The sequence below is a fragment of the Tepidiphilus sp. HLB4 genome (assembly GCF_054823945.1).
Genome location: NZ_JSYB01000044.1, coordinates 1 through 25,452, shown reverse-complemented (window position 1 = coordinate 25,452; position 25,452 = coordinate 1). Strand labels below are relative to the sequence as shown.

Here is a 25,452-nt window from a genome sequence, read left to right as displayed (position 1 = left end):
CTTCGTGCGCTCAAACTTCGCTTTTGCCATGAAAGACCCCTATCGTCTCGAATCTGCCTACCGACGGCCCAGCCGACGGCGCAGTAAGGGTTGGTGCCCATGACGTGGATCGAACACGTGACCTCTCCCTTACCAAGGGAGTGCTCTACCACTGAGCTACATGGGCAATGCCCGACGAACTGGAGCGGGTGAAGGGAATCGAACCCTCGTCTTAAGCTTGGAAGGCTTCTGCTCTACCATTGAGCTACACCCGCTCGACACCCGCAGCCGGTTTCGTATTCACTTGGAGGGGGTAGGATTCGAACCTACGAAGGCTGAGCCGGCAGATTTACAGTCTGCTCCCGTTGACCGCTTGGGTACCCCTCCGCAAGAAGCGGCATTGTGTACGAATTTGGGGCGAATGTCAACGCCGTGACGGCAGGAAAAAAGGACTCGGGGTTGACGCTCCCGGAATGCCGCTATATAACGAACCCATCACGCCGGCACCCTTGCCATGTCCATGACGATCGCCGTCTCTCCTTCCTTTTTACAGGCATGTCCATGAACACTTCCCTGAAGCCTTGGCTCACGCGTATCGGCTTGATCCTGCTTCTCATCGCGCTTGGATTCTGGATCTGGCTGCGCGTCGAACCTTCGCGCCAACACGACGGGCTAGTATCGAGCAACGGCCGGATCGAGGCGACCGATGTCAACATTGCCGCCAAGATCGCCGGGCGCATCGCCTCCATCACCGTGGATGAGGGCGATCTCGTCACTGAAGGGCAGATCGTGGCCCAGATCGATACCAGCGTGCTCGAGGCCCAATTGCGCGAGGCGCAGGCGCAGTGGGAACGCGCCAAGCGCGACCTGGAGACGAGCCGCGGCACGCTCGCCCAGCGTGAGGCCGATCAGGCGGCGGCCGAAGCGGTGGTGGCGCAGCGCCTGGCCGACCTCGATTACAACCGCAAGCAGCTCGCGCGCACCAGAGAGCTTGCCCAGGCCAAGATGGCGGCCCAATCCAAGCTCGACCAGGATGCGGCCGCAGTGACGGCAGGCGAAGCCGCGGTGGTCTCGGCCCGCGCCCAGGTGCGGGCGGCGCAGGCTGCGGTGGTGCAGGCACGCTCGGCGATCGCCGCGGCCGAAGCCCAGGTGGCCGCGGCGCAGGCAAGCATCGAGCGCATCCAGGCCGACATCGATGACAGCCAGCTCAAGGCGCCGCGCAGCGGCCGCGTGCAGTACCGCGTGATGCAGCCAGGCGAGGTGGTCGGTGTCGGCGGAGCGGTGCTCAACGTCGTCGATCTCTCCGACGTCTATATGACGTTCTTTCTGCCCACCCAGGTTTCGGGCAAAGTGGCCGTCGGCAGTGAAGTGCGGCTCGTGCTCGATGCCTTTCCCCAGTACGTGATTCCGGCCAAGGCGACCTTCGTCTCCGACGTGGCGCAATTCACGCCCAAGACGGTGGAGACGGCCGAAGAGCGGCAAAAGCTCATGTTCCGCGTCAAGGCCAGCATCGACCCCGAGCTGCTGCGTCAGCACTTGCCGCAGGTGAAGACGGGCCTGCCCGGAGTGGCCTGGGTGAAGATCGATCCCCAGCGTGACTGGCCACCGGAACTTCAAGTGAAGGTGCCGTGATGGGAGAGCCGGTTGCGCGGCTGCAGGGAGTCGCGCTCACCTATGGCAAGACGCGCGCACTCGACGGGATCGATCTCGATATCCCCGCCGGCTGCCGCGTAGGGCTCATCGGCCCCGACGGGGTGGGAAAATCCAGCCTGCTGGCGCTCGTCTCCGGAGCGCGCGCCATCCAGCAGGGCAAGGTGTGGGTGCTGGGCGGAGACATGGCCGACCCTCGCCACCGATTGCGGGTCTGTCCCAACATCGCCTACATGCCCCAGGGCTTGGGCAAGAACCTCTATCCGACGCTCTCCGTGGCCGAGAACATCGACTTCTTCGGCCGCCTTTTCGGCCACGACGCCGCCGAGCGCAAGCGGCGCATCGAACAGCTCACGCGCGCCACGGGGCTCTTCCCTTTTCTCGATCGACCCGCCGGCAAACTCTCGGGCGGCATGAAGCAGAAGCTCGGCCTATGTTGCGCCCTCATCCACGATCCCGAGCTCTTGATCCTCGACGAGCCGACCACCGGCGTCGACCCCCTGTCTCGCCGGCAGTTCTGGGCGCTCATCGACGACATTCGCGCCGCGCGGGAAGACATGAGCGTGATCGTGGCCACCGCCTACATGGAGGAGGCGGCGCGCTTCGACTGGCTCGTGGCCATGGACGAGGGAAAAGTACTCGCCACCGGCTCGCCGCAGGAATTGCTCGAGCAGACCGGTAGCGACAACCTGGAACAGGCCTTCATCGCGCTGCTACCGGAAGAGAAGCGCCGGGGATATCGACCCGTCGAAATCGGATCGCTACCCGAGCGGGGCGACGAAGAGATCGCCATCGAGGCGAAAGATCTGACGATGCGTTTTGGCAATTTCGTTGCCGTCGACCACGTCAGCTTTCGCATCCGCCGTGGCGAGATCTTCGGCTTTCTTGGCTCGAACGGTTGCGGCAAGACGACGACGATGAAGATGCTCGCCGGGCTACTCACGCCCTCCGAGGGCAAGGCCTGGCTCTTCGGCAAGGAAGTCGACCCGCGCGACATCGATACGCGCCGCCAAGTGGGCTACATGTCGCAGTCCTTTTCGCTCTACGACGAGCTCACGGTGCGGCAGAACCTCGAGCTGCACGCGCGGCTCTACGGCATCCCCAAGGAGAAGATCGCCGATTACGTCCAGGAAGTGGTGCAGCGCTTCGGACTCTCGCGAATCATCGACGCCCTTCCCCCTTCACTGCCCCTGGGACATCGGCAGCGGCTGTCGCTCGCGGCCGCCGTCATCCATCGACCGAAAATATTGATCCTCGACGAGCCGACCTCGGGGGTCGACCCGGTGGCGCGCGACGGGTTCTGGAACCTCTTGCTCGAGCTGTCGCGCCGCGACGGCGTGACGATCTTCATCTCCACCCATTTCATGAACGAGGCGGAGCGCTGCGACCGCATCTCGCTGATGCATGCCGGGAAAGTGCTCGTCACGGGAGCGCCGGCCGAGATCGTGCGCGAGGGCGGTCACGAGTCGCTCGAAGCGGCCTTCATCGACCATCTGGAACGGGCTGCACAAGAGGGGCAACAGGCCGACGATACCCAAGGGTCGACCGCCATGAGCGGCGAAGAACGCAAACGCACGGCGGGTCTGACCGAAAAAGCGCCGGTGCGGGGAACGACGCACACCACCTCCTTTTTCAGCCTGCGCCGGATGCTGAGCTACCTGGTGCGCGAAGCTCTGGAACTGCGTCGCGACCCGATCCGCCTGTCGCTGGCGCTGGTGGGCAACGCCATCTTGATGCTGGTGATGGGCTTTGGCATCACCATGGACGTGGAGGATCTGACCTTCGCCGTCCTCGATCGCGACCAGACCACGCTGAGCCAGTCGTACGCCCTCAATCTGGCCGGTTCGCGCTATTTCAGCGAGCAGCCTCCGATCGCCGACTACGAAGAAATGGACCGGCGAATGCGCTCGGGCAAACTGGGTCTGGCGGTCGAGATCCCGCCGGGCTTTGCACGCGACCTCGCGCACGGCAAACCGGTGGAGGTCGGAGCGTGGATCGACGGGGCGATGCCTTCGCGCGCGGAAACGATCCGTGCCTATGTCCAGGGCATTCACGCGCAGTGGCTCCAGACACAAGCGCGCGAACGTCACTTGCCCGACCCGACGCTGGCCACGATCGAGATCCGTTTCCGCTACAACCCGGACGTGAAGAGCATCGTCTCGATAGTACCCGCAGTCATCCCGCTGCTACTGATGCTCATTCCGGCGATGCTCGCCGCCTTGGCGATCGTACGCGAAAAGGAACTGGGGTCGATCACCAACTTCTATGTCACCCCGACGACGAGGATGGAATTCCTCCTCGGCAAGCAAATCCCCTACGTGATTCTCTCCCTCCTCAGCTTCGTGCTGCTGCTCGCGCTGGCCGAATTCGTCTTTCGCGTGCCCGTCAAGGGAAGCTACCTGGCGCTGTTCCTGGGTGCAATCTTGTATGTCATGGCCTCGACCGCCTTGGGTATATTGATCTCGAGTTTCATGCGCAGCCAGATCGCGGCGCTCTTCGCCACGGCGGTGCTCACACTGCTGCCGGCGACGCAATTCTCGGGCCTCATCGATCCGGTCTCCTCGCTCGAGGGCGGAGGTCGGCTGATCGGCGAAATCTATCCGACCACCCACTTCGTGGTCATCTCCCGCGGTACGTTCTCGAAAGCGCTGCACTTCCGCGATCTGGCCGACGCCTTCGTACCGCTCGCGCTCGCCTGGCCCATCCTCTTTGGCTTGTCGGCGGCACTGCTGCGCAAACAGGAGCGTTGAACCGTGCGCTGGTCCCACGTCTGGCATCTCGGCATCAAAGAGTTCTACAGTCTGGGACGCGACCCGGTGCTGCTGGTGCTGATCCTCTATGTCTTCACTTTCTCCATCCATTCGCAGGCCACGTCGATTCCCGAAACGCTCAACAAGGCGCCGATCGCCGTGGTGGACGAGGATCGTTCGCAGCTCTCCGAACGCATCCTCCATGCCCTCTATCCGCCGTATTTTCTGCCGCCGGAGCGCATCGACACCGCCACGATGGACGCGCGCATGGACCGAGGGCTGGATACGTTCGCGCTCGACATCCCGCCGGATTTCGAGCGCGACGTGATGGCCGGCAAGAAACCGACGATCCAGCTCAACGTCGACGCCACCCGGATGAGCCAGGCGTTCACCGGCAGCGGCTACGTGCAGACCATCGTCAATGAAGAGATCGCGGCCTACGTCGCTCGCCACAAGGCGCAGGAACGCCAGCCCGTGGAGCTCAGCTTGCGTATCCGCTTCAACCAGGAATTGAACAAATCCTGGTTCGGCGGCATCATGGGCATCATCAGCGAAGTGACGATGCTCTCCATCGTGCTCACCGGCGCAGCGCTCATCCGCGAGCGCGAACATGGCACGATCGAGCACCTCTTGGTCATGCCGGTCACCGCACTCGAGATCATGTTGAGCAAAATCTGGTCGATGGGGCTGGTCGTCCTGGTCGCCGCGACGCTTTCGCTCATCTTCGTGGTGCATTACTGGATCGGCGCGCCGCTGCAGGGTTCGGTACCACTCTTCGTGGCGGGAACCGCTGTCCATCTGTACGCCACCACGGCGATGGGCATATTCTTGGGCACGATGGCACGCTCCATGCCACAGCTCGGCCTGCTGCTCATGCTCATCCTGCTCCCCTTGCAGATGCTCTCCGGAGCGACGACGCCACGCGAGAGCATGCCGCAATTCGTCCAGGACATCATGCTGCTCGCACCGAACACGCATTTCGTGATGCTCGCCCAGGGCATCCTCTACCGCGGTGCGGGGTTCGACGTGGTCTGGCCGCAGTTCGCGGCGTTGGCCGTCATTGGCACGGCGCTCTTTCTCTTCTCACTCGCTTACTTCCGTAAGATGCTGGAGACGCAGCAGTGAAGAGCGCCCCCTGCCCAGCCTCCGGCGGGCGGCGCAGGCGCGCAAGCGTGGCCATACGCCATGTCAAGTTCTCCCTGCTCGCCTTGACCTTCCTGCTGGCCTCGGAAATGGCGCCAGCCGGTACGGCGGTGCCAACGCCTTGTGCCGTCGACCCGCTGCCGGCAGCGGTCGAGTCCGCCTCGCGGCCGACGGACGGAGCGCCCGAAGCCGCGAGCGGCTATACACCCAAGCCCCCAGTGCGCTCGTCACGGGCAATGATCGTCGCTGCCAACCCTCTGGCCACCGCGGCCGGTTGCGAAGTCCTCCTGCGCGGCGGCAATGCCGTGGATGCCGCAGTGGCGGCGATCGCCGTGCTGGGATTGGTCGAACCGCAATCGGCCGGACTCGGCGGCGGGGGGTTCTTGCTCGCTTGGAACGCCAAGGCGCGGCGCCTGACGAGCTACGACGGCCGTGAAACGGCCCCGCTTGCCGCCGATCCGTCCGACCTGGTGCGCCTCGCTCCCGACGATCCCTCCCCGCCCCTGCCGCTCACGGCCGACACACCCGCCTCCGAGCGCTTCGACGCCCTGCGCGCGAGCGGCCGCTCCATCGGCACGCCGGGCCTGGTGCGACTGCTCGAGCGCGCGCATGCCGAACAGGGGCGTCGCCCTTGGGCCGAACTCTTCGCCCCGGCGATCCGGCTGGCCGAGCAAGGATTCCCCCTTTCGCCACGACTGGCGGCGGTAGCCAAGCCGCTCACCCGCTGGCTGCAACTCGACGCCGAGGCCAGCGCCTATCTGCTCACTCCCGCAGGCCAGGTAAAAGCCGTGGGCACGATCCTCTCCAATCCGGCCTACGCCCGCACGCTGAAAGAACTGGTGAGCGCCGGACCGGATGCCTTCTATACGGGGCCGCTCGCGCACGCCCTGGTGGCACGGGCGCACGCAAGCCGCGGCGCCGACGGCACGCCGCTCACGGCGTCGAAGCTCGCCGACGAGGATCTGGCGCGTTATCGGGCGATCGAGCGTCCGCCCGTATGCGCCCCTTATCGCGCCTGGTGGGTGTGCGGCATGGGTCCTCCTTCCTCCGGCGGCCTCGCCGTGGGGCAGATCCTGGGCCTGCTCGAACGTTTCCCTCTCGCGCAGCATCCGCCGGCAGCCGGTGCGGAAGGCGGACTGCCGGATGCCCAGGCGGCGCACTGGATCACCGAGGCCGAGCGGCTCGCCTTTGCCGACCGCGACCGCTACGTGGCCGATCCCGACTTCGTGCCCCTGCCCGGCGGTTCGGTCGCCGCTTTGCTCGACCCTGACTATCTCGCTGCACGCTCCCGGCTCATCCAGGACGAGCGCAGCCTCGGTATGGCACCGGCCGGAACGCCGCTCGCCGCAGCGCCGCAGTACGCTGTGGGCCCGGAAATCGAGGAGCACGGCACGACCCACCTCACCGTGGTCGATCCGGAAGGCAACGTGGTCGCGCTCACGGCCTCGATCGAATCGGCCTTCGGTTCCTTTCGCATGGTGGGCGGATTCTTCCTCAACAACGAGCTCACCGATTTCGCCTGGGAGCCGTTCGCCGATGGCATGCCAGTGGCCAACCGGCTGGAGCCGGGCAAGCGTCCGCGCAGCTCCATGGCGCCGACGCTCGTCTTCACCCGCGCTCCCGACGGGGGTCTGGGCGAATGGCAGATCGCCACCGGCTCGCCCGGCGGCTCGGCCATCATCCCCTACGTGGCCCAGACGCTGGTGGCCCAGCTCGACTGGGGGCTGGACCCTTACGCGGCGGCGGCGCAGATCCGCGTCGGGGCCTTCAACCGCCCCCAGACCTGGATCGAAGATGGCCACCCTACCCCTGCGGCGGCGCTCGTCGAAGGCTTGCGGGCGCGAGGGCACGAAATCGTGCGCCGCCCCCAGCCCAGCGGCATCGCCACCGTCATCCGCGCCCCCGACGGGGCGCTGCAAGGGGCGGCCGATCCGCGCCGCGAAGGGGTAGCCCTGGGATGGTGAATCAGCTTGCGCCGCTCTACCTCGCCTCGCAAAGCCCCCGCCGCCGTGAGCTCCTTGCCCAGCTCGGCTGGGATGCCCGGGTGATTCCGCTGGAGGGCGAATGGGTCGACGAAACGCCCCTTGCGCGCGAGGCGCCGCGGGACTACGTCCTGCGGCTCGCCCGGGCCAAGGCCGAAGCCGGCTGGCGACGGCGCGAGGCGCTGGCGCTGCCGCCCGGACTGGTGCTGGGCGCCGACACCACGGTGAGCATCGATGGACTGATCCTAGGCAAGCCGCGGGATGCCGACGAGGCCCGGCACATGCTGCGCCGTCTCTCGGGCCGAATGCACGAGGTGCACACGGGCGTGGCGCTCACCGACGGCACCCGCACGCAGGCAGCCGCTTCGACGAGCCGCGTCTGGTTCACCGCGCTCGCGGGCGAGGACATCGAACGCTATCTCGCCACCGGGGAACCCTGGGACAAAGCCGGTGCCTATGCCTACCAAGGACGCGCGGCCGCGTTCATCGAGCGCATCGAGGGCAGCGCTTCGGGCATCGTCGGTCTGCCGCTCTACGAGACCGCGCGTTTGTTGTCCGTTTTCGGCTATCCTCCCTTCCCATGAGCAAAGAATTCCTCATCAACTGCACGCCGCAGGAGACTCGGGTGGCCGTGGTCGAACAGGGCGTGGTACAGGAACTGCACGTCGAGCGCCTGGCGCACCGCGGCCTGGTGGGCAACATTTATCGTGGCCGCATCGTGCGCGTGCTGCCGGGGATGCAGTCGGCCTTCGTCGACGTGGGCCTGGAGCGCACCGCCTTTCTCCACATCACCGACCTGTGGCAGGCCGAGCGCCACCCCGAATCGCCCCCGCGCATCGAGCGCCTGCTCGCCGAAGGCGAGGAAATCACCGTCCAGGTGCTCAAGGACCCCATCGGCAGCAAAGGGGCGCGACTCACCACCCAGATCAGCCTGGCGGGGCGCTATCTCGTCTATCTCCCCCAGGAAAACCACATCGGCATCTCACAGAAGATCGAGGGCGAGAGCGAGCGCGAGACCCTGCGCGAGCGGCTCACGGCGCTGCTGCCGCCCGAGGAGAGCGGCGGCTACATCGTGCGCACCAATGCCGAGAATGCCACCGACGAGCAGCTGGCCGCCGACATCGCCTATTTGCGCCGCCTGTGGGCCGACATCCAGGGAGAGGCCCTGCGCCGCCGCGCTCCTTCTCTGATCCACGAAGACCTGGATCTGGCGCTGCGCGTGCTGCGCGACTTCGTCGACGGCGAGGCCGCACGCATCCGCGTCGATTCGCGCGAAAACGCCCAGAGGCTCTTGGCCTTCGCCGAGACCTACACCCCTCAGGTTGCCCCCCTCATCGAGCACTACCGCGGAGACCGGCCGCTCTTCGAGCTCTACAACGTCGAGGAAGAGATCGAAAAAGCCCTGTCGCGCCGAGTCGATCTCAAATCGGGGGGCTATCTCATCTTCGACCAGACCGAGGCGCTCACCACCATCGACGTCAATACCGGCGCCTTCGTGGGCGCGCGCAACTTCGACGAGACCATCCTCAAGACCAACCTCGAAGCGGCGCAGGCGATCGCGCGGCAGCTGCGGCTGCGCAATCTCGGCGGCATCATCCTCGTCGATTTCATCGACATGACCAACCCTGAGCACCGCGAGCGCGTGCTCGAAGAGTTCAAGAAGGCGCTCTCGCTCGATCACACCAAGATCACGGTGAGCGGATTCACGCAGCTCGGCCTGGTGGAGATGACGCGCAAGCGCACGCGCGAATCCCTCATGCAGCAGTTATGCGAGCCCTGCCCCATGTGCGAGGGGCGCGGCTTCGTCAAGAGTGCCGAGACGGTGTGCTTCGCCATCCTGCGCGAGATCCTGCGCGAAGCGCGCCAATTCGCCGATGCCAAGGAATTCCGCATCCTCGCCTCGCCCGCCGTGGTCGACCTCTTCCTGGAAGAGCAGTCGCAGGCGCTGGCGATGCTGTCGGACTTCATCGGCAAAGAGATCTCGCTGCGCAGCGACACCTGCTACACGCAGGAGCAATACGACATCGTGCTTTTGTGAGGCATCGCCCATGCCTGCCCGTTCCCTACCGCTCGAACCCGATGCCCGCCTGCGCGCTCGCCCCATCGTTTGGGTGCTCGCCACGCGCCCGGCCTTCCTCGTGGTCACCCTCATCGCGGTGCTGCTCGGGCTCGCGCTCACGATCCATCAGGGCGCGGCGCTGCGACCCTGGGCGGCGCTGAGCACGCTCGTCTTCGCCCTGGTGGCCCACGCCGGGGCCAACGTGATCAACGATTATCACGATCGCGACACCGATGGGCTCAATCGCGACCGGCTCTACCCCTTCACCGGCGGCTCGCGCTTCATCCAGAACGAAGTGCTCACGGCGCGGGAAACCGCCTGGCTCGGCTATGGAGCGCTTGCCACGGTGGTACCGGCGGGGCTCGCGCTCACCCTCACCAGCGGGCCGCTGCTCGTGCCCATCGGCCTCGCGGGCCTGCTGCTCGGCTGGGCTTATTCCGCGCCCCCTTTGCGGCTCGCCGGCCGCGGCCTGGGGGAAGTCGTCATTACCGCGGCCTGGCTGCTGGTGATCGTCGGCACGCACTACGTCCAGCTCGGCCGACTCTCTCCCGTGCCTGCTTTCGTGGGCCTGCCCTACGCGCTCCTGGTCGCGGCCATTCTCTACGTCAACCAGTTTCCCGACGCCCGGGCGGACGCGGCGGCCGGCAAGCGCACGCTGGTCGTACGGCTCGGCGCGGCGCGTGCCGCACACGGCTTGCCGCTCCTGGGGCTGTGCGCCGCCGGCTGGCACCTCGGCCTGATGGCCGCCGGCGCGATCCCCTTTGCGACGGGCGCCGCCTTGCTGCCGCTGCTCGCCTTGGTTCCTGCCTCCGCCCAGCTGAAGCGGCATGCGAGCGATCCGGCACGGCTGCGTCCGGCCATCACCGGCACGCTCGCAGCCACCGTCGGCTACGGCGCAGTGCTCACCCTCACCCTGTGGATCGACGCATGATCGGACTCGTGCGCGGCATCGTCCGCGAGAAAACCCCGCCCCAGATCCTCGTCGACACCGGCGCCGTCGGCTACGAGCTGCTCGTACCCATGAGCACCTTCTACACCTTACCGGCGATCGGCCAGGAAGTGACGCTGCGCACCCATCTCTTGGTGCGTGAGGACGAGCACCAGCTCTACGGCTTTGCCACGGAAGAAGAGCGCCACGCCTTCCGCCAGCTCATCCGCATCGCAGGGATCGGCGCGCGTACGGCGCTCGCCATCCTCTCGGGCCTGAGCGTGCGCGAGCTGCGCGAAGCCGTGCTGCTGCAAGACGGCGGACGGCTCGTCAAGATTCCCGGCATCGGCAAGAAAACTGCCGAACGCCTGCTGCTCGAGCTCAAGGACAAGACCGGAGCGCTGCTTCCCACCGGCCATGGCACGGCCGTACCCGCCGGCTCCGCTCCGCACCCGGCCAATTCACCGGAAGAGGCGATACGCGCCGAGATCGTCGCCGCGCTCCTCGCGCTCGGCTATTCCGAGCGCGAGGCGCTACGCGCCGTGTCGGCGCTTCCGCCGCAAAGCGACACGGCCACCGGCATCCGGCTCGCGCTCAAGGCGTTGGCACCCGGCGGCTGAAACGTACTTCAGAGGGAACGCGCACCGGACAGGAGCGCCGAGCGCCCTGAATGGCGGCTGCGTGATGGTCTTTTCAAGATGCCCCTCTACTCGAAGGGGAAGGCATTTCGCCATAGCGACGCCAGATGTCTTCGATCTCGGGCAGAGCGGCGAGAAAGGCGTCCACGACGGCGGGATCGAATTGCGTGCCGCGGCTCTGCTTCAGGTATTCCACCGCTTCTTCATGAGACCACGGCCGCTTGTAGGGCCGCTGCGAGCGCAACGCATCGTAGACGTCGCACACGGCGGCAATGCGCCCCTCCAGGGGGATTTCCTCGCCCCGCAGCCCCGCCGGATAACCGGTACCGTCCCAGCGCTCATGGTGCGTGAGCGCGATGCGGCGGGCCATCTGCAAAATTTCGTGGTCATTATCAGGGATGATGTCGGTGCCGATTTCGGAGTGACGCCGCATGACCGACATTTCTTCTTCGGTGAGTTTGCCCGGCTTGAGCAAAATGGCATCGGGAATGCCGATCTTGCCCACGTCGTGCAAGGGGCTGGCCGCTTCGAGCTGCTCCACCCATCTCAGGTCCTTGCCGAGGCGGCGCGCCACGGCGGCGCACATCTTGGCCATGCGGTGGATATGCTCGCCCGTGTCGGCATCCCGATATTCGCCGGCACGCGCGAGGCTCACCGTCAGGTCCTTCGCCATCGAAGCGAGATCATCGGTATAGGCATCGTAATACACCGAGGCGACGAATCCCAAGTCGAGGAAGACGGCGAAATTGACCGCCCGCAGGACGCGTTTCTGCCGCTGCGGATCAGGCACATTTTCCATGACGATGGCATTGACCTCGCTCAGCACGACGGCGTAGGCACCCGAGAAGAGGCGCAGATCCACCCCTCGCTGCTGGTGGGTCTTACCCATGCGCAAGGCCGCTTCCACGTAGTCACGGTCGAACCGTCCGGCGAAGACGTACTCGAGCCAATGCCGCTTCTGATGGGCCAAGGCACGGTTCGCCGAATCCTCGTCGGCGAAGAGCTTGATCGCTTCGGGAGAATTGAGGACCCGGCGGTAGAAAGCGTGACTGACGCGGTCGATGCGCGGTGCGAGGATGGGGAAGAAATCGCGCAACGTGTCGATGATTTCCTGATCGATGTCGAGGAAATCGATCCACTGCTGCAGGGTCACGCCCATGTCTTTCATCCAAAAAGCTCCGCCGCCGCAGCCTTGGCTTCGCGACGGACGACGAGTGAATACCCGCCATTGTAACGCCGCTTCTTCGCTTTTGAGATGGAATGATCCCCATGGACCCGACGAAAACCGATGCCTTCGTCCTAACCGCAGCATTCCTCCTCCTACACCAGCAGGTCCCGCCTGCCGCCAACCATCCCGACGTTTCCTCCAATGGTTCGCGCCCGACGGGTTTTGCGCGATAATCGCGGCTCATTCCCCGCTGGACGATCGAACGGATGACACAGTCTGCCTCGCGCCTGCCGCGCACGTTCAGCCCGCTCGCGAACGCGCTTCGCGCGCTCGCCATGGATGCGGTGCAACTGGCGAAATCCGGCCATCCCGGCGCCCCCATGGGCATGGCCGAGATGGCCACGGTGCTGTGGCGCAAGCACCTCAAGCACAACCCTGCCAATCCCCAGTGGTGCGACCGCGACCGCTTCGTGCTCTCGAACGGGCACGCCTCCATGCTCCTCTACGCGTTGCTGCACCTCACCGGCTACGACCTCTCGCTGGATGAGCTCAAGCGTTTCCGGCAATTGCACAGCAAGACCCCGGGGCACCCCGAATACGGCGAGACCCCCGGCGTCGAGACCACCACCGGCCCGCTCGGACAGGGGCTAGCCAACGCCGTTGGCATGGCACTCGCGGAAAAACTCCTCGCGCATGAATTCAATCGCCCGGGGCATACCATCGTCGACCACCACACTTACGTCTTCGTGGGTGACGGTTGCCTCATGGAAGGCATCTCGCACGAAGCCTGTTCACTGGCCGGCACCTGGAAACTGGGCAAGCTCATCGTCCTCTACGATTCCAACGGAATCTCGATCGACGGCCAGGTGCAAGGCTGGTTCACCGAGGATACCGCCGCGCGCTTCCGTGCCTACGGCTGGCACGTGATCGAGCCGATCGACGGGCACGACATGAGCGCGATCGATGCTGCCATCACGCTCGCCAAGGCCGAGACCGAGCGCCCCAGCCTCATCGTTTGCCGCACCGTGATCGGTGCCGGCGCCCCCCACAAGCAAGGCACGAGCGACGTCCACGGCGCCCCCTTGGGTGAGGCCGAGATCGCCGCCGCGCGCGAGGCGATCGGCTGGCCCTACGGCCCCTTCGAGATCCCCGACGAGATCTACGCCCAATGGGATGCTCGCGCAGCCGGCCGCGAGCGCGAGGCCGCCTGGTTTGAGCGCTTCGAAGCCTATCGCCGGGTCTATCCGGAACTCGCCGACGAATTCGAGCGCCGCGTCGCCGGGCTGCTGCCCCTGCGCTGGCCGGAACTGGCCGACGAGGTGATCCGCGCCACCGTCACCCGGCGCGAACACATCGCCACGCGCAAGGCAAGCCAGAACGCCATCGCCGCCTATGCCAAGATCCTGCCGGAGCTGCTGGGCGGCTCGGCCGATCTCACCGGTTCCAACCTCACCGACTGGCCCGGCGCCCACCCCGTCACGCCTGAAGAAGGGGGAAACTACCTTCACTACGGCGTGCGCGAGTTCGGCATGGTGGCGATCGCCAACGGCATCGCGCTGCATCGCGGCCACATCCCCTTCACCGGCACCTTTCTCGTCTTCTCCGACTACGCGAGAAACGCCATTCGCATGGCCGCGCTCATGCGCCAGCGCCAGATCCTCGTGCTCACGCACGATTCCATCGGCCTGGGTGAGGACGGCCCCACGCACCAGCCCATCGAACACGCCGCCTCGCTGCGCCTCATCCCCAATCTCGACGTCTGGCGTCCGGCCGACAGCGTCGAAACGGCCGTGGCCTGGCGCCTCGCGCTCGAGCGCACCGACGGCCCCTCGGCCCTGCTGCTGTCGCGCCAGAACCTCCCCTTCATCGAACGCTCGCCGCAGCAGATCGAAGCGATCGGGCGCGGCGGCTACGTGCTGCGGGAAGCCAAGCGCGCCCCCGATCTCATCCTGATCGCCACCGGCTCGGAGATAGCGCTCGCGCTCGACGCCCAAGGGACGCTAGCCGCATCCGGCATCGCCGCCACCGTCGTCTCCCTGCCCTGCACGCGGCGCTTCGACGCCCAGCCCCCCGAATACCGCGCCGCAGTGCTGCCACCGGACGTGCCCAAGCTCGCCATCGAAGCCGGCTCGGGCGATGGCTGGTGGCGCTACGTCGGTGGCCACGGCGACGTGCTCGGCATCGACCGCTTCGGCGCCTCGGCCCCCGCGCCGCGCCTGTTCGAGTTCTTCGGTTTCACGGTCGATCACGTCGTCGCCCGGGCGAAACTGCTGCTGTCGCGCTGATCCCGTTTTTCATCCTTCAAGGAGCGATCCATGAGCAAAATCCGCATCGCGATCAACGGCTACGGCCGCATCGGCCGCTGTACCCTGCGCGCCCTCTACGAGCTGGGGCGGCGCGACGAATTCGAAGTGGTGGCGATCAACGCCTCGGGCGACCTGCCCACCAACGCGCACCTCACCAAATACGACACCACCCACGGCCGTTTCCCCTTCCCCGTGGCCACCGAGGGCGACAAAACGCTCATCGTCGACGGCGACCGCATCCCCTTCTACTCGACCAAGAACCCCCTCGAGACCCCGTGGGGCGAACACGGCGTCGACGTGCTCTTGGAATGCACCGGCGCCTACACCACCAAGGAAAAGGCCCAGATCCACCTGCAGCAAGGCGCAAAGAAAGTGCTCATCTCCGCGCCCGGGGGCGACGACGTCGACGCCACCATCGTCTATGGCGTGAACCACCAGATCCTGCGCCCCGAGATGCAAGTCGTCTCGAACGCCTCTTGCACCACCAACTGCCTCGCGCCGGTGGCCAAGGTGCTCCATGAACACATCGGCATCGAACGCGGCCTGATGACCACGGCGCACGCCTACACGCTCGATCAGCAGCTCATCGACGCGCGCCACAAGGACCTGCGCCGGGCCCGCGCCGCGGCGATGAACATCATCCCCACCAAGACGGGCGCGGCCAAGGCCGTCGGTCTGGTGCTGCCGGCGCTCGCGGGCAAATTCGACGGCTTCGCGCTACGCGTGCCCACCCTCAACGTCTCACTCGTCGATCTCACTTTCACCGCGAGCCGCCCCACGAGCAAGGACGAGATCAACGAGCTGATGCGCCAGGCCGCCGCCGGTCCGCTCAAGGGCATCCTCGCGGTGAACGACGACCCGCTCGTGTCCTGCGACTTCAATCACGACAGCCACTCCTCCATTTTCGACGCGACGCAAACCCGCCTCATAGAGGGCACGCTCGTCAAGGTGCTCGCTTGGTACGACAACGAATGGGGCTATTCCTGCCGCATGCTCGACGCCGCCAAGGCGCTCGCCACCTGCGCCTGAGGAGCCTGCCATGCGCGTCAAGACCCTCAAGGACGTCGATCTGCGCGGCAAGCGCGTCTTCATCCGCGCCGACCTCAACGTGCCGCAAGACGAAACCGGGCGCATCGTCGACGACACCCGCATCCGCGCCTCCATCCCGACGATCGAATACTGCCTGCAGCAAGGCGCCGAGGTCATGGTCACCTCCCACCTCGGCCGACCCAAGGAAGGCGCCTGTACGCCGGAAGACTCACTCGCTCCCATCGCGGAGCGGCTCTCCGAACTCCTCGGCCGTCCGGTACCGCTCATCGAGCACTGGGTCGATGGCGGCTTCACCGTTCAGCCGGGCGAAGTAGTGCTGCTCGAAAACGTGCGCTGCAACGTCGGCGAGAAGAAGAACGACGAGGAACTCGCACGCAAGTACGCTGCCCTGTGCGACGTCTATGTGAACGACGCCTTCGGCACTGCGCACCGGGCGGAAGCGAGCACGGTGGGCATCGCCCGTTTCGCTCCCGTGGCCTGCGCCGGGCTTCTCATGGCCGCCGAAATCGAGGCCCTCTCGCGCGCCCTCGAACATCCCAAGCGTCCGCTCGTGGCCATCGTTGGTGGCGCCAAGGTCTCGACCAAGCTCACCATCCTCAAGTCGCTCGCCGAGAAGGTCGACCAGCTCATCGTCGGCGGCGGCATCGCCAACACCTTCCTGCTCGCCACGGGCAAGCGCATCGGCAAGTCGCTCGCCGAACCCGAACTCGTGGTCGAAGCGCAGGCGATCATGGACATGATGGCCGCGCGCGGCTCGGAAGTCCCGCTGCCCGTGGACGTCGTCGTCGCTGACGAAGTCTCGGCGCTCGCGCGCGCCAACCGCGTCTCGGTCGATGAAGTCGGCCCCAACGACCGCATCCTCGACGTCGGACCCAAGACCGCCGCGCGCTACTGCGACATCGTCGCGCACGCCGGCACCGTCGTCTGGAACGGGCCGCTGGGCGTGTTCGAATACGACCAGTTCGCCGGCGGCACCAAGATGCTCGCCTCCGCCATCGCCCACTCCGAAGCCTATTCGCTCGCCGGCGGCGGCGACACCATCGCCGCCATCAAGAAGTTCGGCGTGGAAAAGGACATCGACTACATCTCCACTGGCGGCGGCGCTTTCCTCGAATTTCTCGAGGGCAAGAAACTGCCGGCCATCGCCGCGCTCGAAGCGCGCTACGACGGCTGATCTTCGCGTCCGCACCCGTTGGGGCTGGGAACCCCTTCCTGGCCCCAACGGTCGACGCCGCATTGGCCCTGCGACGCAAACACGATGCCCACCCCCAACGAGATCGACGCCCTGCTGCCGCAGACCCAATGCCGCCGCTGCGGCTACCCGGCTTGCCGCCCCTACGCCGAGGCGCTCGCCGCCGGCGAAACCACGCCCAATCGCTGTCCTCCGGGCGGGGACGAGCTCATCGCCCGCTTGTCGAGCCTGCTCGGCGTGCCCGCCACGCCGCTCGACCCCGAAGTCGGCCCGCCGCAAGCCCCTCAGATCGCCCGCATCGTCGAAGCGGAGTGCATCGGCTGTACGCTGTGCCTGCAAGCCTGCCCGGTGGATGCCATCCTCGGCGCGCCCAAGCGCATGCACACGGTGATCGAAGACGAATGCACCGGCTGCGGCCTGTGCCTACCACCCTGCCCCGTCGACTGCATCGTCCTACTGCCCACGCCCGCCTTCCCCGATGCGAGCGCCTCGCGCGCGCGTTTCCTGCGGCGCCAGGCACGGCTCGAACTCGGCGAAGATCCCCGCAAGCGCCTCCGCCCTGCCCCGATCGCAGCCTCCGCCGACCAGCTCAAACGTGCGCTCGTGGCGGCTGCTCTCGAACGTGCCCGGACCGCGAGAAAAAACGGAGGACCAGGTGCCTGAAAGATCGGATGAGGCGGCACTTCCGCTGCGCCGCCAGCGCAAGCGACGCGGGGCAGGAGAAGCGGCAGCCGCCGACCCCGCCCCGCCGATGACGCCGCAGGAAATCGAAGCCTTCTTCGAACGGCTCTCCGCGCTCGATCCTCACCCCACGACCGAACTCGAATACGCCACCCCTTTTCAGCTGCTCGCCGCGGTCGTCCTCTCGGCCCAGGCAACCGACAAGAGCGTCAATGAAGCCACTCGCACCCTCTTCGCCGTCGCGCCGGATGCACGCGCCATGGTCGCGCTGGGTGAAGAAGGCATCGCCCGGCACATCCGCCGCATCGGCCTCTACCGCAGCAAGGCGAAACACCTCCATGAGCTCTCCCGCCGGCTGCTGGAGACCACCGGCGGCGAGATCCCGGACGACCGGGCCTTCCTCGAATCCCTGCCCGGCGTGGGGCGCAAGACCGCCAACGTGGTGCTCAACACCCTCTTCGGGCACCCCGTGATCGCCGTCGACACGCACATCTTTCGCGTCGCCAACCGCACCGGGCTTGCCCCGGGCAAAACCGTCCGGGCCGTGGAAGAAGCGCTCACCGCGCGCGTGCCGCCGCGCTTTCGGCGGCACGCGCACCACTGGCTCATCCTGCTCGGCCGCTACACCTGCACCGCCCGCGCGCCGCGCTGCGACGTTTGCCCGGTCCAAGATCTCTGCCATTGGCCGCACAAGGCCCATCATCGCCAGGAGGACGCCGATGTTCACCCCCAGCCGTGAAGACGTACGGCGCTTCTTCGCCCAAGCCTATCGCAAATGGCGCGACCAGCTGCCGCTCGAACCGATCGAAGCGATGGCCGCCGACGTGATCGCTCTGCACCCGGAGTATTTCCCTCTGCTGGAAGACGAGGCGGCGCTCGCGCGCGACTACACCCCCGAAGACGGCGGCCTCAACCCCTTCCTGCACCTGTCGCTGCACCTGGCGATCGCCGAACAGCTCTCCATCGACCAACCCCCCGGCATCCGCGCTGCCTGGCAGGAACGGCTCGCCGTGCGTGGAGACCTCCACGAAGCCTTGCACGACGTGCTCGAAGCCCTGGGCGAGACCCTGCACGAAGCCCAGCGCGACCGCCTTCCGCCCGACAACGCCCGCTACCTCGAACGCATCCGCCGCACCAAACGCTGAAAAAAACGAAGGCCGACGGAATGGCGTTTCCGTCGGCCTTCGTACGCCCGCCTTTGGCGTTTTCAGAGCGGGATGCGATAAGCGTCCTGGGTTATGAGGTCGATGCCGCAGGGCAAAGTCTCGATCCAGTCGATGAAACGGCGCACCATCTCCTTGCCGACGAAACGCTGCCCGTGCTGTGGCACCAGCATCTCGATGTCGAGCTGGCGCGCCATGTTAGCCCAATAGCGCAAAATCTTGTTGGAGATCATGTACCGCTGGTGGAACGCCTGCATCTTGGGAATGTGGCGGTCGAAATCCTCCACAGGCTTGGCCGCCTGCTCGTGGTCGACCAGCGACACGCCCAAGTCGCCCGAAAAGAGGATCTTGGCGATGGGATCGTAGAACTGGAAGTTGCCTTCCGAGTGCATGAAATGCGCCGGCACGGCCACGATCTCGCTCTTGCCCAGTGGAATGCGCATGCCTGGATCGGGAATGCCGATGATGCGCGAAGAATAATCCTTGCCGGTGGTGAAGTGCGGCACGAAACGCGTCCACAGCTTGGAGATGAACACCTTAGCGTGCGTGGTCACCATCCACTTGTTCACCGAAGCGATGATGTCCGGGTCGGCGTGCGACGCGAAGATGTAATCGACGTTCTGTGGCCGGCAGTAACGGCTCATGCCCATGAGCAAACCGGTATGGGTCATGTTCCCGCCCGGGTCGATGAGGGCCGCATGGCCATTGTCGATGATGAGGAACTGGTTGCACTGTACGGCGTGCTCCCCCTGCTCGTCGACCAGATCGTAGAACGCCAAGCAGATATGATTCCCGTCGTTGTAGAGTTCGACCGCCATGATCCCATCCCTAGGAACGGATATACGAAGATTCTACCAAGAAGCACGTCGGTTGGCGCAAAAGAAGACGGTTTTTCGGCAAAATCACGAACACACCGGCTTTTGTCCTTTTTTTCGCACCATCGCTCCTACCCACTTCTGCCATCCTATCGTCAGGAGCCCTGAAAATGACCACAGACTGGATCCACCCCATCACCCAGCTCGCCCTCGGCCTCGGCATCACCGCCATCGCCCTCTGGGCAGCCTTTGCCACTTTGCGCCGCTTGCAGCGTCGTCAAGGCGGGCGCGTGGGGCTCTCCATCCTCGGCGCGATCGCCGTGGGCACGCGAGAGCGTGTGGTACTGCTCGAAGCCGAAGGGGTTCGGCTGCTCCTCGGCGTCACCCCCAACACCATCACGCTCTTACAGCGCCTGCCCGATCACCCCTCTTCCTTCGCCGATCGGCTCGCTGCGGCGATCGATGAAGAAAACACCGACCCACCCTCTCCCCCTCCTGCCGCGAAGCAAGGAGCAAACCAATGAGATCGCGGCACAGGCTCATCGCCTTGCTCGGTTTTGCTGCCCTCCTGATACCCTCGTTCGTCTGGGCTCAGGGGTTGCCGCTCGCCACCGCCACGCCGGCCGGCGGCGGCGCCACGAACTATTCCCTCACGGTGCAGACGCTGCTGCTGCTCACGGCGCTCACCTTCATTCCCGCCGCCATCCTGATGATGACGAGCTTCACCCGCATCATCATCGTACTCTCCTTGCTGCGCATGGCGCTCGGCACCCAGACCTCGCCCCCCAACCAGGTGCTGATCGGACTCGCGCTCTTTCTCACTTTTTTCATCATGGCGCCGGTGGCCGAGCGCGTCTATACCGAAGCCTGGCAGCCATTGCAGGAGAACAAGATCGATTTCGCCCAGGCGATGGAACGCGCCGCGGTTCCGACCAAAAAATTCATGCTCGCGCAGATACGCGACAACGATCTCACCCTGTTTGCCGATCTGGCCAAGACGCCTCCGGTCGAGCAGGCCGAGGAGCTGCCGTTGCGCGTCGTCGTCCCTGCCTTCGTCACCTCCGAGCTCAAGACGGCTTTCCAGATCGGATTCGTCGTCTTCCTGCCGTTCCTGATCATCGACATGGTGGTCGCCTCGGTACTGATGTCGATGGGGATGATGATGATGTCGCCCGTCATCGTCGCGCTGCCATTCAAACTGCTCGTTTTCGTCCTCGTCGACGGCTGGACCCTGCTCATCGGTTCGCTCGTCAAGAGCTTCGCACTCCCCTGAAGGAAAAACCATGGTTCCCACCCTGATGGATTTCGCCCGCGACGCCGTCGTCACCACCCTATTGCTGTGTGCCCCGCCCTTCATCGCCGCGCTGGTGACGGGGCTCTTGGTGAGCGTCTTCCAGGCCGCGACCCAAATCAACGAGATGACGCTCACCTTCGTACCCAAACTGGTGGCCGTGTTCGTCACCCTCATCGTGATGGGACCCTGGATGGGACAGACGATCACCGACTACCTCACGCGGCTGCTCACGGCGCTGCCCACCCTCATCGGCTGAGAGCCCGTGAAGAAATCATCGCGAGCGGCTCGAATGCGAGGCACACGGAGCGCAGCGACGAGACATATCAGGCAGATAGGCGAGGAGCGAGCACCGCGCAACGAAGCAATCGGGCCGCGCAGCAGATTCATTCAGGGGCTCTGAGGCGATGTGGACGGTCACGGAAGCCCAATGGTCGGCGTGGATCAGCGCCTATTTCTTCCCGGCGGTGCGCATCCTCGCCCTGCTCGCCGTCGCCCCGGTATTTTCCAACCGGGCGCTCCCCACCCGCATCCGCCTGGTGCTGGGACTGGCGATCACGGTGGCCGTCGCGCCGGTGCTGCCGCCCGCTCCTCCGATCCCACTCGACTCCTGGCTGATCTACCCCGTCGTGGCGGCGGAATTCGGCCTCGGCGTCGCCTTCGGCTTCATCCTGCGTTTCGTCTTCGCCGCCATCGACCTCGCCGCGGCCCTGATCGGTTTTCAGATGGGATTGTCGTTCGCGGTGTTCTACAGCCCCACGGCAGGGACGCAGACCCCCGTCTTCAACGAATTTTTCGGAGTGGTGGCGACCCTCCTTTTTCTCGCCCTCGACGGGCATCTCATGCTGGTGCACGCCGTGGTGACCAGTTTCGCGTGGATCCCGGTGGGTGGCGCCGTCGCCTGGCAAGAAGGAATGGGTGTGCTGCTGCGCTATCCGGTAACGCTCTTTGCGCTTGCTTTCCTGCTGTCGCTGCCGATCACCGCTGCGGTGCTGCTCACCAACATCGCGCTCGCCGTACTCACGCGCGCCGCCCCACAGCTCAATCTCTTTGCGATTGGCTTTCCGATAACGATTACCGTGGGGTTCCTGGCGCTCCTCATGAGCCTCAGCCCGGTGGGGGCGCTGCTGCAACAGGCCTTCGCCGACGGGCTAGACGCCGTCGGGCAGGTGATTCAAGGCTTTAGCGGGAGATGAGAGAAGAGGGTGGTCGGGGAAAGAGGATTCGAACCTCCGGCCCCTGCGTCCCGAACGCAGTGCTCTACCAGGCTGAGCTATTCCCCGACGTTTCGCGATTCATGCAGAACGATTCACCGCGAAGTCTGATAATTGTAGCAATGATTCCTGGAATTGGGAAGGGGACAAACACGCGAGTCGCGTCTTTGCCGTCGCGGCGTAGCGCTCGGCGACGCGACGCGAGGCTTCCAGCGCCCCCGTTTCGGCGATCGCCTCGAGCACCGCGGAAAGATGCTCTCTCCCTCCTTGCTCGATCACCTGCCGGATGAGGCTCGCCTGAGCCGGCGTGCCATGATGCAGCACGTGCAGCAGCGGCAGGGTTGGTTTCCCCTCGGCGAGGTCGTCGCCCACGTTCTTGCCCGACACCGCCGGATCGGCCGCATAGTCGAGCACATCATCGATGATTTGAAAAGCACAGCCGAGTTCCCGCCCGAACGCCGCCATCGCCTCTTCCACCTCGGGCGCCGCCCCGGCGAGGATGGCTCCTAGACGGCCCGCCGCCTCGAAGAGTTTGGCGGTCTTGTACTCGATCACGCGGAAATAGTCTTCGAGCGTGGTGTCGGGGTTGCCCTGGTTCATCAGCTGCAGCACTTCCCCCTCGGCGATGACGTTGGTCGCCTCGGCGAGCACCGCCATCACCCGCATGCTGCCCACCGAGACCATCATCTGGAACGAGCGGGAATAGAGAAAATCCCCCACCAGCACCGCCGCGGCGTTGCCGAAGACGGCGTTGGCCGTCTCACGCCCGCGGCGAAGATCAGATTCATCCACGACGTCGTCGTGCAGCAGGGTGGCCGTATGGATGAATTCCACCACCGCGGCAAGGGTGGCGTGGTGCAGCCCCTCGTAGCCCAAGGCACGGGCCACGGCCAAGAGCAGCGCCGGACGCAAACGCTTGCCGCCGGCAGCGATGATGTAATCGGCGACACTGCGCACCAGCGCCACGTCCGAATGCAGTTCACGCCGGATCACCTCGTCGGTGCGCGCCATGTCCGGCTGCAGCGGCGCAAGGATCTCCTTGATCGTCGGCGTCATGTTTCCTCTCTGGCTGGGCGGTCGCCGCCACGCACGACCTTGCCCGGATTGAACAGATTCTCGGGATCGAGCGCCGCCTTGAGTCGGCGCAGCAAAGAGAGCTCGGCCTCGGACTTGTAGCGCGGCAGCAAATCGGCCTTGAGTCGCCCTATGCCGTGCTCGGCCGAGATCGAACCGCCGAATTCGGCCACCGTATCATGTACCAGCTCCGAGAGCCGAGACTCGATGAGCGACCATTGGGTGGGTTCGATTCCCGTAGGAAACACATTGTAGTGCAGATTGCCATCACCGAGATGACCGAAACAGACGACCGTCACACTGGGCCAATGCCGGCGCAGGCGCGCCTCACACTCGGCGATGAACTCCGGCAGCGCCCGGATCGGCAGAGAGACGTCGTGCTTGAAGCTCAACCCTTCGTAACGCTGCGCTTCGGAGGCATTCTCACGCAACGCCCACAACGCCTGGCGCTGCGCTTCATTGGCCGCGAGTACCGCCTCCAGCACCCAGCCGCGTTCGATGGCTGCGGCAAGCGCCCGCTCCACCCGCTCCGGCAATTGCACTCCTCGGCCTGCCTCGGCGAATTCGATGAGCACCGACCACGCCGGCGGCTCGCCCGGCAGCGGCGCTCTTGCCTGCGGAATGTGTTTCAGCACCAGCGCGAGCACCGATCGCCCCATCAGCTCGAACGCCTCGAGCCCCTCGCCCACCGTCTCGCGCAACCAGGAAAAAAGCTCCACCGCCGCCGCCGGATCCGGCACCGCCATCCAGGCGGTCACGACCTCCGAAGGCAACGGGAAGAGTTTGAAGGTCGCCGCGGTGATGACCCCCAAGGTTCCCTCCGAGCCCACGAAGAGCGGCTTCCAGGCGTAACCGGTGTTGTCCTTGCGCAGTCCCTTGAGCGAAGAAATCACGCTACCGTCGGCCAGCACCACCTCCAGGCCCAGCACCAGATCGCGCGTCGTGCCGTAGCGCAGCACGTGCACCCCGCCGGCGTTCGTTGCACACACTCCACCCACCGTGGCACTCCCCTCGGAGGCGAGCGACAAGGGGAAGAGCCGTCCGGCCGAACGTGCCGCCTCCTGCACCTCCTGCACCGTCACCCCCGCTTCGGCCGTCACCGTGAAATCCTGTGGCTCCAGGCCACGGATGTGACGCATGCGCCCCAAATGGAGCACGATCGCCGGAGCCTGTTCTTCGAGTGGCGTCGCCCCGCCCACGAGCCCCGTGTTCCCCCCTTGCGGGACCACGTGCACCCCATGCGAGTGGCAACAGCGTACCACCGCTGCTACCTCCTCGGTCGAAGCCGGCTGTACCACCGCCAAGGCCCTACCGCGATAGCGTCCGCGCCAGTCGGCAAGAAAAGGGGCGATTTCGCGCTCGTCGCAACGCACATGCGCCTTGCCCACGCACGCCGCGAGTGCCTCGAGAAACGCGGCACCATTCATCGAAAGGACTCCAACAGTTCGGTGATCTGCCATTGCACCCGCTGCACCGCCGCTTCCCCCTCTTCGATCGCCTCGGCGCCGCGGTGAAAATCGAGGATCGACAGATCCGCCACCCGCGGCGAAATCAACACCTCAGGGGGGTCACCTGCCAGACGCGACTGGGCGATGCGCATCTGCATGATGTTGACCGAAGTGGTCAGTACTGCAGCGATGGGAGGAAGGGAATCGGCCTGATCCGCATCACCCGAGGAAGTGACTCCCACCATGGCGAACAAGCGGTTCTTCCATCGTTCCACTCCACCATTTCCGTTGGGCAACCGAAAATGCCGCCCCATGCGACCGGAGCCCAACTCGACCGCGATGACGATTTCCGCACCCAGAGCCCGGCACAGGCTCACGGGAACGGGATTGACCAGGCCGCCATCGACCAACCAGCGCCCATGCAGCTTGGTTGGCGTGAACATCCCGGGCAAACCGATGGAAGCGCGCACCGCCGGACGAAGCTCTCCTTCCCGCAGCCAGATTTCGCGGCCCGTCGTCAGCTCCGTCGCCACGCAGGCAAAAGGAATCGACAGATCTTCGAATCGAGTAGCGAAGAAATGCTCGGCGCAATAGTCGATCACCCGGTCGCCCTGCAGCGCCCCACCGCGCAGAGAGACATCCATCAGCGAAAGAACGTCGACCCAGGTGAGCGACTCGACCCATTTCTGCATGGCATCGAGTCGGCCCGAGGCATAAGCGGCGGCGACGATGGCACCGATGGAGGTGCCCGCGATCACGTCGATTGACACGCCCATGCGCTGCAAGGCGCGGATCACGCCGAAGTGCGACCAGCCGCGCGCCGCCCCTGAGCCGAGTGCCAGGCCGATTCGAGGCATAGGAGCATCCTCTGTACGAGAGAAATTTCAGTTTAGCGCACTCGTAGACGCAAAAACCCCCGCC

The 25,452-nt window shown here is 65.5% G+C and carries 23 protein-coding genes and 4 tRNA genes; 18 read left to right on the top strand and 9 right to left on the bottom strand.

From position 1 onward, the window contains the following. Positions 1-91: 91 nt before the first annotated feature. From OA56_RS08155 to OA56_RS08145, 3 genes are all read right to left on the bottom strand, one after another. Positions 92-166 (bottom strand) — tRNA-Thr (locus OA56_RS08155). 14 nt (positions 167-180) lie between these two features. Then, positions 181-254: transfer RNA gene (locus OA56_RS08150), tRNA-Gly, on the bottom strand. A gap of 30 nt (positions 255-284) precedes the next feature. Next, positions 285-366: transfer RNA gene (locus OA56_RS08145), tRNA-Tyr, on the bottom strand. A 174-nt stretch (positions 367-540) separates the two neighbouring features. On the opposite strand from OA56_RS08145, the gene OA56_RS08140 reads away from it, so the two are divergent. The 8 genes from OA56_RS08140 to ruvA are packed head-to-tail and all read left to right on the top strand — an operon-like array spanning position 541 to position 11,111. Then, positions 541-1,611 carry an HlyD family secretion protein gene (locus OA56_RS08140; protein ID WP_461584557.1) on the top strand — a complete coding sequence of 357 codons (1,071 nt, stop codon included), beginning with the start codon at positions 541-543 and terminating at the stop codon, positions 1,609-1,611. Beyond that, on the top strand, positions 1,611-4,379 hold the full coding sequence (rbbA, locus tag OA56_RS08135; protein ID WP_461584555.1) for a ribosome-associated ATPase/putative transporter RbbA: 2,769 nt from the start codon (positions 1,611-1,613) through the stop codon (positions 4,377-4,379). The genes OA56_RS08140 and rbbA overlap by 1 nt, the downstream gene beginning before the upstream one ends. Positions 4,380-4,382: 3 nt before the next feature. Further along, positions 4,383-5,504, top strand: a complete 1,122-nt coding sequence (locus OA56_RS08130) for an ABC transporter permease (RefSeq protein ID WP_461584553.1) — start codon at positions 4,383-4,385, stop codon at positions 5,502-5,504. A gap of 47 nt (positions 5,505-5,551) precedes the next feature. Beyond that, positions 5,552-7,486 carry a gamma-glutamyltransferase family protein gene (locus tag OA56_RS08125; protein WP_206202285.1) on the top strand — a complete coding sequence of 645 codons (1,935 nt, stop codon included), beginning with the start codon at positions 5,552-5,554 and terminating at the stop codon, positions 7,484-7,486. Then, on the top strand, positions 7,480-8,088 hold the full coding sequence (locus tag OA56_RS08120) for a Maf family protein (protein WP_055423428.1): 609 nt from the start codon (positions 7,480-7,482) through the stop codon (positions 8,086-8,088). The genes OA56_RS08125 and OA56_RS08120 overlap by 7 nt, the downstream gene beginning before the upstream one ends. Continuing rightward, positions 8,085-9,542, top strand: a complete 1,458-nt coding sequence (rng, locus tag OA56_RS08115; RefSeq protein WP_055423427.1) for a ribonuclease G — start codon at positions 8,085-8,087, stop codon at positions 9,540-9,542. Before OA56_RS08120 ends, rng begins: the two co-directional genes overlap by 4 nt. 10 nt (positions 9,543-9,552) lie before the next feature. Continuing rightward, on the top strand, positions 9,553-10,494 hold the full coding sequence (locus tag OA56_RS08110; RefSeq protein WP_461584550.1) for a UbiA family prenyltransferase: 942 nt from the start codon (positions 9,553-9,555) through the stop codon (positions 10,492-10,494). Then, the gene (gene ruvA / locus OA56_RS08105; protein ID WP_055423425.1) at positions 10,491-11,111 is read left to right on the top strand and encodes a Holliday junction branch migration protein RuvA; all 621 of its coding nucleotides are present in this window, start codon (positions 10,491-10,493) and stop codon (positions 11,109-11,111) included. The genes OA56_RS08110 and ruvA overlap by 4 nt, the downstream gene beginning before the upstream one ends. A 73-nt stretch (positions 11,112-11,184) precedes the next feature. On the opposite strand, the gene OA56_RS08100 is transcribed toward ruvA, so the two are convergent. Then, positions 11,185-12,297 carry an HD domain-containing phosphohydrolase gene (locus OA56_RS08100; protein ID WP_055423424.1) on the bottom strand — a complete coding sequence of 371 codons (1,113 nt, stop codon included), beginning with the start codon at positions 12,295-12,297 and terminating at the stop codon, positions 11,185-11,187. 266 nt (positions 12,298-12,563) lie between these two features. Between OA56_RS08100 and tkt the strand changes: the two genes are divergently transcribed. The 6 genes from tkt to OA56_RS08070 all read left to right on the top strand — a co-directional run bounded on the left by tkt (position 12,564) and on the right by OA56_RS08070 (position 18,671). Then, positions 12,564-14,582: a transketolase gene (gene tkt, locus OA56_RS08095; RefSeq protein WP_141056677.1), complete on the top strand. Its 2,019-nt coding sequence runs from the start codon at positions 12,564-12,566 to the stop codon at positions 14,580-14,582. A gap of 30 nt (positions 14,583-14,612) precedes the next feature. Further along, positions 14,613-15,632, top strand: a complete 1,020-nt coding sequence (gene gap, locus OA56_RS08090; RefSeq protein ID WP_055423422.1) for a type I glyceraldehyde-3-phosphate dehydrogenase — start codon at positions 14,613-14,615, stop codon at positions 15,630-15,632. Between the two features lie 10 nt (positions 15,633-15,642). After that, positions 15,643-16,827, top strand: a complete 1,185-nt coding sequence (locus OA56_RS08085) for a phosphoglycerate kinase (RefSeq protein WP_461584546.1) — start codon at positions 15,643-15,645, stop codon at positions 16,825-16,827. Positions 16,828-16,911: 84 nt separating this feature from the next. After that, entirely contained in the window at positions 16,912-17,508 is a 597-nt protein-coding gene (locus OA56_RS08080) for an RnfABCDGE type electron transport complex subunit B (RefSeq protein WP_461584544.1), read from the top strand. Between the two features lie 88 nt (positions 17,509-17,596). Continuing rightward, positions 17,597-18,265, top strand: coding sequence for an endonuclease III (gene nth / locus OA56_RS08075; protein ID WP_141056685.1), 669 nt, complete (start codon positions 17,597-17,599; stop codon positions 18,263-18,265). Next, entirely contained in the window at positions 18,246-18,671 is a 426-nt protein-coding gene (locus tag OA56_RS08070) for a DUF1841 family protein (protein WP_141056674.1), read from the top strand. Before nth ends, OA56_RS08070 begins: the two co-directional genes overlap by 20 nt. 62 nt (positions 18,672-18,733) lie before the next feature. On the opposite strand, the gene OA56_RS08065 is transcribed toward OA56_RS08070, so the two are convergent. After that, positions 18,734-19,507 carry an oxygen-binding di-iron domain-containing protein gene (locus OA56_RS08065; RefSeq protein WP_461584542.1) on the bottom strand — a complete coding sequence of 258 codons (774 nt, stop codon included), beginning with the start codon at positions 19,505-19,507 and terminating at the stop codon, positions 18,734-18,736. Positions 19,508-19,674: 167 nt separating this feature from the next. On the opposite strand from OA56_RS08065, the gene OA56_RS08060 reads away from it, so the two are divergent. The 4 genes from OA56_RS08060 to fliR all read left to right on the top strand — a co-directional run bounded on the left by OA56_RS08060 (position 19,675) and on the right by fliR (position 21,991). Further along, positions 19,675-20,028, top strand: coding sequence for a FliO/MopB family protein (locus OA56_RS08060; protein WP_141056673.1), 354 nt, complete (start codon positions 19,675-19,677; stop codon positions 20,026-20,028). Further along, positions 20,025-20,777, top strand: coding sequence for a flagellar type III secretion system pore protein FliP (fliP, locus tag OA56_RS08055; RefSeq protein ID WP_055423415.1), 753 nt, complete (start codon positions 20,025-20,027; stop codon positions 20,775-20,777). Before OA56_RS08060 ends, fliP begins: the two co-directional genes overlap by 4 nt. 10 nt (positions 20,778-20,787) lie before the next feature. Next, complete coding sequence (gene fliQ / locus OA56_RS08050) at positions 20,788-21,054, top strand: flagellar biosynthesis protein FliQ (protein ID WP_055423414.1); 267 nt, start codon at positions 20,788-20,790, stop codon at positions 21,052-21,054. A 148-nt stretch (positions 21,055-21,202) separates the two neighbouring features. Further along, positions 21,203-21,991, top strand: coding sequence for a flagellar biosynthetic protein FliR (gene fliR, locus OA56_RS08045; protein ID WP_055423413.1), 789 nt, complete (start codon positions 21,203-21,205; stop codon positions 21,989-21,991). A gap of 10 nt (positions 21,992-22,001) precedes the next feature. Here fliR and OA56_RS08040 read toward each other — a convergent pair. The 4 genes from OA56_RS08040 to rssA form a co-directional block, all read right to left on the bottom strand. After that, positions 22,002-22,078 (bottom strand) — tRNA-Pro (locus OA56_RS08040). A 12-nt stretch (positions 22,079-22,090) separates the two neighbouring features. Next, positions 22,091-23,065, bottom strand: coding sequence for an octaprenyl diphosphate synthase (ispB, locus tag OA56_RS08035; protein ID WP_461584539.1), 975 nt, complete (start codon positions 23,063-23,065; stop codon positions 22,091-22,093). Continuing rightward, entirely contained in the window at positions 23,062-24,510 is a 1,449-nt protein-coding gene (locus tag OA56_RS08030; protein WP_461584537.1) for an FAD-binding oxidoreductase, read from the bottom strand. The genes ispB and OA56_RS08030 overlap by 4 nt, the downstream gene beginning before the upstream one ends. Beyond that, positions 24,507-25,388 (bottom strand): patatin-like phospholipase RssA, encoded by an 882-nt coding sequence (gene rssA / locus OA56_RS08025; protein ID WP_055423410.1) that lies wholly within the window; start codon positions 25,386-25,388, stop codon positions 24,507-24,509. The genes OA56_RS08030 and rssA overlap by 4 nt, the downstream gene beginning before the upstream one ends. Positions 25,389-25,452: the final 64 nt, after the last annotated feature.

Excerpts from the sequence above, each read along its gene's own strand:
- OA56_RS08140 (WP_461584557.1), top strand. The coding sequence starts at position 541 with ATGAACACTTCCCTGAAGCCTTGGCTCACGCGTATCGGCTTGATCCTG.
- rbbA (WP_461584555.1), top strand. The coding sequence starts at position 1,611 with ATGGGAGAGCCGGTTGCGCGGCTGCAGGGAGTCGCGCTCACCTATGGC.
- OA56_RS08120 (WP_055423428.1), top strand. The coding sequence starts at position 7,480 with ATGGTGAATCAGCTTGCGCCGCTCTACCTCGCCTCGCAAAGCCCCCGC.
- rng (WP_055423427.1), top strand. The coding sequence starts at position 8,085 with ATGAGCAAAGAATTCCTCATCAACTGCACGCCGCAGGAGACTCGGGTG.
- OA56_RS08110 (WP_461584550.1), top strand. The coding sequence starts at position 9,553 with ATGCCTGCCCGTTCCCTACCGCTCGAACCCGATGCCCGCCTGCGCGCT.
- ruvA (WP_055423425.1), top strand. The coding sequence starts at position 10,491 with ATGATCGGACTCGTGCGCGGCATCGTCCGCGAGAAAACCCCGCCCCAG.
- OA56_RS08100 (WP_055423424.1), bottom strand. The coding sequence starts at position 12,297 with ATGAAAGACATGGGCGTGACCCTGCAGCAGTGGATCGATTTCCTCGAC.
- tkt (WP_141056677.1), top strand. The coding sequence starts at position 12,564 with ATGACACAGTCTGCCTCGCGCCTGCCGCGCACGTTCAGCCCGCTCGCG.
- gap (WP_055423422.1), top strand. The coding sequence starts at position 14,613 with ATGAGCAAAATCCGCATCGCGATCAACGGCTACGGCCGCATCGGCCGC.
- OA56_RS08085 (WP_461584546.1), top strand. The coding sequence starts at position 15,643 with ATGCGCGTCAAGACCCTCAAGGACGTCGATCTGCGCGGCAAGCGCGTC.
- OA56_RS08080 (WP_461584544.1), top strand. The coding sequence starts at position 16,912 with ATGCCCACCCCCAACGAGATCGACGCCCTGCTGCCGCAGACCCAATGC.
- nth (WP_141056685.1), top strand. The coding sequence starts at position 17,597 with ATGACGCCGCAGGAAATCGAAGCCTTCTTCGAACGGCTCTCCGCGCTC.
- OA56_RS08070 (WP_141056674.1), top strand. The coding sequence starts at position 18,246 with ATGTTCACCCCCAGCCGTGAAGACGTACGGCGCTTCTTCGCCCAAGCC.
- OA56_RS08065 (WP_461584542.1), bottom strand. The coding sequence starts at position 19,507 with ATGGCGGTCGAACTCTACAACGACGGGAATCATATCTGCTTGGCGTTC.
- OA56_RS08060 (WP_141056673.1), top strand. The coding sequence starts at position 19,675 with ATGACCACAGACTGGATCCACCCCATCACCCAGCTCGCCCTCGGCCTC.
- fliP (WP_055423415.1), top strand. The coding sequence starts at position 20,025 with ATGAGATCGCGGCACAGGCTCATCGCCTTGCTCGGTTTTGCTGCCCTC.
- fliQ (WP_055423414.1), top strand. The coding sequence starts at position 20,788 with ATGGTTCCCACCCTGATGGATTTCGCCCGCGACGCCGTCGTCACCACC.
- fliR (WP_055423413.1), top strand. The coding sequence starts at position 21,203 with ATGTGGACGGTCACGGAAGCCCAATGGTCGGCGTGGATCAGCGCCTAT.
- ispB (WP_461584539.1), bottom strand. The coding sequence starts at position 23,065 with ATGACGCCGACGATCAAGGAGATCCTTGCGCCGCTGCAGCCGGACATG.
- OA56_RS08030 (WP_461584537.1), bottom strand. The coding sequence starts at position 24,510 with ATGAATGGTGCCGCGTTTCTCGAGGCACTCGCGGCGTGCGTGGGCAAG.
- rssA (WP_055423410.1), bottom strand. The coding sequence starts at position 25,388 with ATGCCTCGAATCGGCCTGGCACTCGGCTCAGGGGCGGCGCGCGGCTGG.